1 pseudogene is annotated in these 442 nt (G+C 48.0%); it reads left to right on the top strand.

The annotated features are described in order from the left end of the window. Positions 1–189: 189 nt before the first annotated feature. A pseudogene (locus tag E3E42_RS11740) lies at positions 190–442 on the top strand (DNA polymerase); the annotation flags it as partial.

The raw sequence follows: 442 nt of genomic DNA on the forward strand, positions 1-442 counted from the left end.
TGGCGAGAGAACGGCAACTATCCCAGCGAAGAGCTTTTGAAAGCCAATGCCGAGCTTCAGCAGAAGTGCAGTGCCCTTGTTCCAAAGGTTGTGAATCCTTGATTGTTGGTCTTTTTCTCCTTTCTTTCTGATGAACCTCGATGGCGAAGTTTATTAGTTCTGGATTCAATAATCCAACAGGTGTTGGTTATGATCCTTGACGTCGACTACATCACAGAGGACGGAAAGCCTGTCATCAGGATCTTCAAGAAGGAGAAGGGTGAGTTCAAGATTGAATACGACAGAGACTTCGAGCCTTACATCTATGCACTCCTCAAGGACGATTCTGCCATCGAGGAAGTGAAGAAGATAACCGCGGAGCGCCATGGAAAGGTTGTCAAGGTCAAGCGTGCCGAGAAGGTGAATAAGAAGTTCCTCGGCCGACCGGTTGAGGTATGGAAGC

It is taken from the genome of Thermococcus sp. JdF3 (genome assembly GCF_012027495.1).
In the GTDB taxonomy this organism is placed as follows: Archaea; Methanobacteriota_B; Thermococci; order Thermococcales; family Thermococcaceae; genus Thermococcus.